The 6941-nt window shown below is 70.1% G+C and carries 9 protein-coding genes and 1 pseudogene; all 10 read right to left on the bottom strand.

The window, feature by feature from the left end:
* Window positions 1-23 precede the first annotated feature (23 nt).
* Window positions 24-344: pseudogene (locus SJ20_RS08240) on the bottom strand (polyphosphate kinase 2); the annotation flags it as partial.
* A gap of 58 nt (window positions 345-402) precedes the next feature.
* The gene (locus tag SJ20_RS08235) at window positions 403-1650 is read right to left on the bottom strand and encodes an IS256 family transposase (RefSeq protein WP_011117090.1); all 1248 of its coding nucleotides are present in this window, start codon (window positions 1648-1650) and stop codon (window positions 403-405) included.
* A gap of 106 nt (window positions 1651-1756) precedes the next feature.
* Window positions 1757-1843 carry a hypothetical protein gene (locus SJ20_RS12195; protein ID WP_235281278.1) on the bottom strand — a complete coding sequence of 29 codons (87 nt, stop codon included), beginning with the start codon at window positions 1841-1843 and terminating at the stop codon, window positions 1757-1759.
* Between the two features lie 73 nt (window positions 1844-1916).
* Entirely contained in the window at window positions 1917-2105 is a 189-nt protein-coding gene (locus SJ20_RS12190) for a hypothetical protein (RefSeq protein ID WP_228070378.1), read from the bottom strand.
* Between the two features lie 200 nt (window positions 2106-2305).
* Window positions 2306-2794 (bottom strand): 30S ribosomal protein S9, encoded by a 489-nt coding sequence (gene rpsI / locus SJ20_RS08225; RefSeq protein ID WP_036317791.1) that lies wholly within the window; start codon window positions 2792-2794, stop codon window positions 2306-2308.
* 41 nt (window positions 2795-2835) lie between these two features.
* On the bottom strand, window positions 2836-3279 hold the full coding sequence (gene rplM, locus SJ20_RS08220; protein ID WP_002857519.1) for a 50S ribosomal protein L13: 444 nt from the start codon (window positions 3277-3279) through the stop codon (window positions 2836-2838).
* Between the two features lie 277 nt (window positions 3280-3556).
* Window positions 3557-4450 (bottom strand): tRNA pseudouridine(38-40) synthase TruA, encoded by an 894-nt coding sequence (locus tag SJ20_RS08215; protein WP_044659555.1) that lies wholly within the window; start codon window positions 4448-4450, stop codon window positions 3557-3559.
* A 114-nt stretch (window positions 4451-4564) separates the two neighbouring features.
* Window positions 4565-5293: a 50S ribosomal protein L17 gene (gene rplQ / locus SJ20_RS08210; protein WP_041103274.1), complete on the bottom strand. Its 729-nt coding sequence runs from the start codon at window positions 5291-5293 to the stop codon at window positions 4565-4567.
* A gap of 75 nt (window positions 5294-5368) precedes the next feature.
* Window positions 5369-6367 carry a DNA-directed RNA polymerase subunit alpha gene (locus tag SJ20_RS08205; protein WP_044659560.1) on the bottom strand — a complete coding sequence of 333 codons (999 nt, stop codon included), beginning with the start codon at window positions 6365-6367 and terminating at the stop codon, window positions 5369-5371.
* Between the two features lie 132 nt (window positions 6368-6499).
* A complete protein-coding gene (rpsK, locus tag SJ20_RS08200) occupies window positions 6500-6904 on the bottom strand; it encodes a 30S ribosomal protein S11 (RefSeq protein ID WP_002857513.1) in 405 nt (134 codons plus the stop codon).
* Window positions 6905-6941 lie beyond the last annotated feature (37 nt).

The following is a 6941-nucleotide window of genomic DNA, read 5'->3' as shown; positions in this document are numbered from 1 at the left end:
AGAACTCAATGGCCCTTGACACGCTGGGACACGGAGAACCAGAACTTGATGATGTGCACGCCGGAGTTGACGAGCATGCGCTCCAGCTCAGGGGTCTCGCGCATGAACTCGAGGTACTGCTGCGCCGTGCAGTAGCCCATGACGCGCTCGACGCCGGCCCGGTTGTACCAGGAGCGGTCGAACATCACGATCTCACCGCCGGAGGGCAGGTGCTGGATGTAGCGCTGGAAGTACCACTGCGAGGCCTCCTCCTCCGTGGGCTTCTCCAGGGCCACGGTCCGGGCGCCGCGGGGGTTGAGGTGCTCGTTGAAGCGCTTGATGGCGCCGCCCTTGTCGGCGGCGTCGGGTCAAGTCCCTGGAAGTGGTGTAGCCGTCTTCGAGGTTGTAGGGGGCTTGTACCTGTCAGGTCTGCAGGGTCGGCATCACCTCCGTGCTCATCACGGTCTCTTGCTCCGTGGTCAGGGGCTCACGGCACCGGGCGAGCAGTTCCAGGCCGAGATACCGGCGGCCTTCGGCCCACTCATCGGTCTGCTCGGCCAACACAGCCCCGACCAGACGCACCACGGCATCCCGGTTCGGGAAGATCCCCACCGAGTCCGTGCGGCGCCGGATCTCCCGGTTCAGCCGCTCGGCAGGGTTGTTCGACCAGATCTGGGACCACACGTCCCTCGGGAACGAGGTGAACGCGAGGATGTCCTCTCGTGCTGCATCGAGGTGCCCAGCCACCGCGGGCAACCTGTCCTGCACGTAGTCCAACAGGCGCTCGAACTGGGCCTGCACGGCCGGCCCGTCGGGCTGGTCGTACACGCTGTGCAGCATGGCCTTCACCGCCGGCCACATGCTCTTCGGGGTCACGGCCATCAGATTCGCCGCGTAATGGGTGCGGCAGCGTTGCCACACGGCCCCGGGCAGGTTCGCCGCCACGGCTTCCACGAGGCCGCGATGGGAGTCCGAGGTCACCAGTGCCACCCCGGCCAGCCCCCGGGCCACCAGGTCCGCGAAGAACTCGTTCCACGCCGCACCCGTCTCCGTGGTGGCCACCCTCAGCCCGAGGACTTCGCGGCGCCCGTCGGCGTTGACCCCGGTGGCGACCATGGCCACCGCGTTGATCACCCGCCCGCCCTCTCTGACTTTCATGGTCAGGGCGTCGGCGGCGAGGAACACGAACGGGCCGGCCTCGCCCAGCGGCCGGTGACGGAAAGCCTCGATGTGCTCGTCCAACTCCTGTGCCATCCGGCTGACCTGGGACTTCGAGAGCGAGTCGATGCCCAGCTGCCGTACGAGCTTGTCCATGCGCCGGGTCGAGACCCCGGCCAGGTAGCAGTCCGCGACCACGGTGATCAGTGCGGACTCGGCCCGTTTGCGGCGCTCGAGCAGCCATTCGGGGAAGTACGTGCCGGCCCGGAGTTTGGGGATGGCCACATCGATCGTGCCGGCGCGGGTGTCCAGGGGTCGGTGGCGGTAGCCGTTGCGCTGCGCTGTCCGGTGTTCGGAGGGCTTGCCGTACTCGGCCCCGCAGACCGCGTCAGCGTCGGCGGAGAGCAGTGCGTTGATCACGGTCTGCAGCAGGTGGCGCAGCAGGTCTGGGGAGGCCTCCCCGAGAGCTTCGCGCAGCAGGCGTTCAGGGTCGACAATGTGTGGAGCGGTCATCGTGGTGATGTCCTTTCGAGAGTGCTGTGGAAGGTTCGCTCGAAGGCTCCCACGGTGACCGCGTCCGTCTCGAAGATGGTCGTGGCCACCGGGGAGGGTTACACCACTATCCGGGACTCAACTCGGCGTCGCGGCCCTCGAAGATGATCAGGACCTTCTGGCCGGTCTCCTTGACCCAGAGCTGCATCTTCAGCAGCTCGATCTGCAGCTCGCGCTTGCGTCGTTCGTAGCTCTTGCGGCTGAGCTTGGTCTTGTACGGGTAGCCCTCACGCCAGGCCTGCGGGTCCGGGGTGGGGGGTCTTCTTCTCCCCGCCGAGCTTGCGGCCCAGCTCCCGGATCTCGTCCACCTCGGCGGCGTAGTCACGGGTCACGGCGAAGGGGGCCTGCGCGGCGTGCTCCGTGCCGTGCTCGCCACGGGTGCGGGGGTCGGGCGTGGGACTCGTGTTCTCGGCCACGGCGGCTCCCGAGGGTGTCTCCGATCGGACCGCGCACCGGACGGGCGAGCGGCCCGTCATGGCGTCGTCGCCATGCGCCTTCATATTACCCCTGGGTCAGGTGCCGCCGGCCCACGGAGACGGCGGACGCCCCGCCCCGCTCGTGAGGAGCGGGACGGGGCGTCGGCGGGGGCACGGTGGGGACACCGTGCGGCGCAGGATCAGCGCTTCGAGAACTGCGAGGCCTTGCGGGCCTTCTTGAGGCCGGCCTTCTTGCGCTCGATGACGCGGGCGTCGCGGGTCAGGAAGCCGGCCTTCTTGAGCGCCGGGCGGTTGTGCTCGCGGTCGATCTCGTTGAGGGCGCGGGAGATGCCCAGGCGCAGCGCACCGGCCTGGCCGGAGGGGCCGCCGCCGTGGATGCGGGCGATCACGTCGTAGGCGCCGGTCAGCTCCAGCAGCGTGAAGGGGTCGGAGACCTCCTGCTGGTGCAGCTTGTTCGGAAAGTAGTTCTCCAGGGCGCGACCGTTGATGGTCCACTGGCCGGAGCCGGGGACGAGGCGCACGCGGGCCACGGCCTCCTTGCGGCGGCCGACGGCGGAGCCGGGCACGGTCAGGGCCGGGCGCTCGGAGGCGACGGGGGCCTCGGCGGCGGCGGTGGACTCAGAGGTGTAGCTCGTCAGCTCCACGTCGTCGTTCTCGTTGATGCTCATGGTTCTCCTCAGGGAAGGTCTGCGTCAGTGGCCCGCCGGGGTCACTGGGCGACCTGGCCGATCTCGAAGGTCTGGGGCTGCTGGGCGGTGTGCGGGTGCTCGGCGCCCTTGTACACCTTCAGCTTGGAGAGCTGCTGGGCGGCCAGCGAGTTCTTCGGGAGCATGCCCTTGACGGCCTTCTCCACGGCGCGGACCGGGTTGGTCTCGAGCAGCTCGGCGTAGGACTGCGACTTCAGGCCGCCCGGGTAGCCCGAGTGGCGGTAGGCGCGCTTCTTCTCGAGCTTGGCGCCGGTGAGGGCGACCTTCTCGGCGTTCACGATGATGACGTAGTCGCCCATGTCCATGTGGGGGGCGAACGTCGGCTTGTGCTTGCCGCGCAGGAGGGTGGCGGTGTGGGAGGCCAGGCGGCCGAGGACGACGTCGGTGGCATCGATGATGTGCCACTGACGGTCGGCGTCGCCAGGCTTGGGAGAGTACGTACGCACGTTGTCTGCCTTCAGGGTCGGTGGTGGTCCACAGCACCTGCCCGCCGGGTCGTGATTCCGGCGCGCTCGCGCTGTCAGTTCTCCGTGCGCGCCGGTCCCCCAGGTGAGGGCTGGAAGGCGTCCGGGCCCGATGCCCCGGGGGTGCGGCGCGAGCTGAAGGCCATGCAACTGAGCCACTCGCGGCACGACGCATCCGGGTGCGGGCATGCGCAACGTCCACCCATCCTACCGAACGCGGGCCCCGGAGCCAAAAGCCGCCACCGCGGGCCACCCCGGCTCACAGGGTCCGCTTCGCCCGGGTGCCCTCGGCGCGCCGGTGCAGCTCCTCCGCCTCGTCGGGATAGCCGACGGCGAGCAGCGTCAGCCCCCCGGGCGGGGCGAGGCGCACCTCGGAGTCGCGGGCAGGCCTCGCCACCCGGTGAGCGAGCCAGCCGGGCTCGCGTGCCCGCTCCCCCACCTGGAGCAGCGCCCCGACGATCGCCCGGACCATGTTGTGGCAGAACGCGTCGGCCCGGATCCGGACGCGCACGACGCCGTCCTCATCGCGTCGCACCTCCAGGTGCGTCACCTCGCGGATGGTCGTGGCGCCCGCGCGGGGCCGGCAGAAGGACAGGAAGTCGTGCAGTCCGAGGACGGCGTCGGCCTCCAGCGCCATGAGGCGATCGTCCAGGGCGGCGCCGTGCCAGTGGGTGAAGCCCCGCGTGCGCGGATCACGCGCGGCGGGTGCGTCGTCGATCCGGTACTCGTACTCGCGCCACAGCGCGCTGAACCGCGCGTCGAAGCCCGCGGGGGCCCGCCGCGCCCCGTGCACGACGACGGCCCCGCCCCACCCGGAGAGCACCCCGCCGAGGCGGCGGGTGAGGGAGGTGGCCGGCTCCAGGCCGGGCCGGCCGCGGGTCAGGCCCGCCCACTCCGTCTCGGTCAGGTCGAGGTGGACGACCTGGCCGCGCGCGTGCACCCCCGCGTCGGTGCGGCCGGCGACCACCGTGCGCACGGGCCGGCGCAGGATCCGCTCGAGCCCGTCCTCCAGCGCACCCTGGACCGAGTCGAGACCGGGCTGGCGGGCCCAGCCGTGGAAGGTGCCGCCGTCGTAGGCCAGGTCCAGGCGGACTCGCACGGACGCGGGTTCCCCGGGCGCCGACGGGGCGTCCGGGCGGTGCTGCTCGCTCATGCTGCTCCTCTCAGCGGGGCGGGGCCGGGGACGGCGAAGGGCCGCCCACCGAGTGGTGGACGGCCCTTCGCCGATGCGTCGTCACGGGGACGGACGCGGACTCCCGCGATGGCGTCAGGCCATCTTCTGGGCGGCCTCGCCACCGGCGGGCTCGAAGCCCGCGGCCTTGGCCTCCTCGACGGTGGAGAACCAGACCTCGGCGGTGGTCTGGTCGTACCAGCGCGAGCCGGGGACGTGGTACTTCTTCGAGCTGGCGTTGCCCTTGATGGTGGCCTCGGCCGGAGCCGAGCCGTCCTCGTTGGTGGGCACGGCGCCGTCGATCTCGGCGGCGGCCTCCTGCGACTCGGCCACGGTGACCTCCTCGGTGGCGGCCGGGTCGACGGCCTCCACCGGGGTGGACTCGGCCGGCGCGGCCGGCGCGGACGCGGCGGCCTGCTCGGCCTCACGCACCACGGCCTGCTTGCCGGAGATCGGGTCCATGATCAGCTCGATCACGGCCATGGGCGCGTTGTCGCCCTGGCGGTTGCCGATCTTGGTGATGCGGGTGTAGCCGCCGTTGCGCTCGGCCATCGCCGGGCCGATCACGGTGAACAGCTCGTGCACGACCGCCTTGTTGGTGCGGTTCTTGGCGGCGATGAGACCCTGCACCTTGCGGCGGGCCGGCAGATCGCCCTTCTTGGCGAAGGTGATCAGGCGCTCGGCGTACGGGCGCAGGCGCTTGGCGCGGGTGAGCGTCGTGGTGATCGACTTGTGCTCGAACAGCTGGGCGGACATGTTCGCCAGCATGATGCGCTCGTGGGCCGGGCTGCCGCCCAGACGCGGACCCTTGGTGGGGGTAGGCATGGTGTTTCTCCTCGGGTGGGACCCTTCAGCCGGCTGCGGCGTCGGGTCGAAGATGTCAGGTGGTGCGGAATCGGCTCAGTAGTCCGAGAACGGGTCGTCGTCCATCTGGCGCGCGTGCGCCTGCGGGTCGTAGCCGGCCGGCGAGTCCTTGAGGGACAGGCCCAGCTCCTGGAGCTTCTCCTTGACCTCGTCGATGGACTTCGCGCCGAAGTTGCGGATGTCCATCAGGTCGGCCTCGGAACGGCCCACGAGCTCGCCCACGGTGTGGATGCCCTCGCGCTTGAGGCAGTTGTACGAGCGCACGGTGAGCTCGAGCTCCTCGATCGGCTGGGCCAGGTCGGCGGAGCCCTCGACGACCTCGGGCTCGTCACCCAGGTCGATGCCCTCGGCCTCGACGTTGAGCGAGCGGGCCAGGCCGAACAGCTCGACCAGGGTGGAGCCGGCAGAGGCCACCGCGTCACGCGGCAGCATGTTCTCCTTGGTCTCCACGTCCAGGATCAGACGGTCGAAGTCGGTGCGCTGCTCCACACGGGTGGCCTCGACCTTGAAGGTCACCTTGAGGACCGGGGAGTAGATGGAGTCGACCGGGATACGGCCGATCTCCGCGTCCGCGGACTTGTTCTGGGCGGCGGTCACGTAGCCGCGACCGCGCTCGATGGTCAGCTCCATGTCGAACTTGCCCTTCGCGTTCAGGGTCGCGATGTGCAGGTCCGGGTTGTGGATCTCGACGCCGGCCGGCGCGGTGATGTCCGCGGCGGTGACGACGCCGGCCCCCTGCTTGCGCAGGTAGGCCACCACGGGCTCGTCGTTCTCCGAGGAGACGGAGAGCTTCTTGATGTTGAGGATGATCTCGGTGACATCCTCCTTGACTCCGTTGACGGTGCTGAACTCGTGCAGCACGCCGTCCACGCGGATGCTGGTCACGGCAGCACCGGGGATCGACGAGAGCAGAGTGCGGCGCAGGGAGTTGCCGAGGGTGTAGCCGAAGCCGGGCTCCAGGGGCTCGATGACGAACCGGGAACGACGGTCGGAGACGACCTCTTCGGTCAGCGTGGGGCGCTGTGCAATGAGCACGGACATTTCCTTTCGGCGAGCGTCCGCCATATGACGCACGCGGTGGGTGGAAACGAGGACGGGGTGGGGGCAGGTCCGCAGACCTGTCCGCGTCCGCCCCGGGCGGGGGCGGACGCGGACACAGCGCTCAGGTCAGACGCGGCGGCGCTTCGCCGGGCGAGCGCCGTTGTGGGCCATGGGGGTGACGTCCTGGATGGACCCCACCTCGAGGCCGGCGGCCTGCAGGGAGCGGATGGCGGTCTCGCGGCCCGAGCCCGGCCCCTTCACGAAGACGTCCACCTTCTTCATGCCGTGCTCCTGCGCACGCTTGGCGGCCTGCTCGGCGGCCATCTGCGCGGCGTACGGGGTCGACTTGCGCGACCCCTTGAAGCCGACCTCGCCGGACGAGGCCCAGGAGATGACGGCACCCGTGGTGTCCGTGATGGACACGATGGTGTTGTTGAACGTGCTCTTGATGTGGGCCTGGCCCACGGTGATGTTCTTGTTGGCCTTGCGACGCGGCTTGCGGGCAGCCGATGCGCGAGTCTTGGGGGGCATGTGATTCTCCTCCGGGAAAGCTGCTGGTGCTGATGCT

The organism is Micrococcus sp. MS-ASIII-49 (genome assembly GCF_000946635.1).
Taxonomy (GTDB): domain Bacteria; phylum Actinomycetota; class Actinomycetes; order Actinomycetales; family Micrococcaceae; genus Micrococcus; species Micrococcus luteus.
The sequence above is the reverse complement of the archived record's forward strand: the minus strand, read 5'-3'. Positions and strand labels throughout refer to the sequence as shown.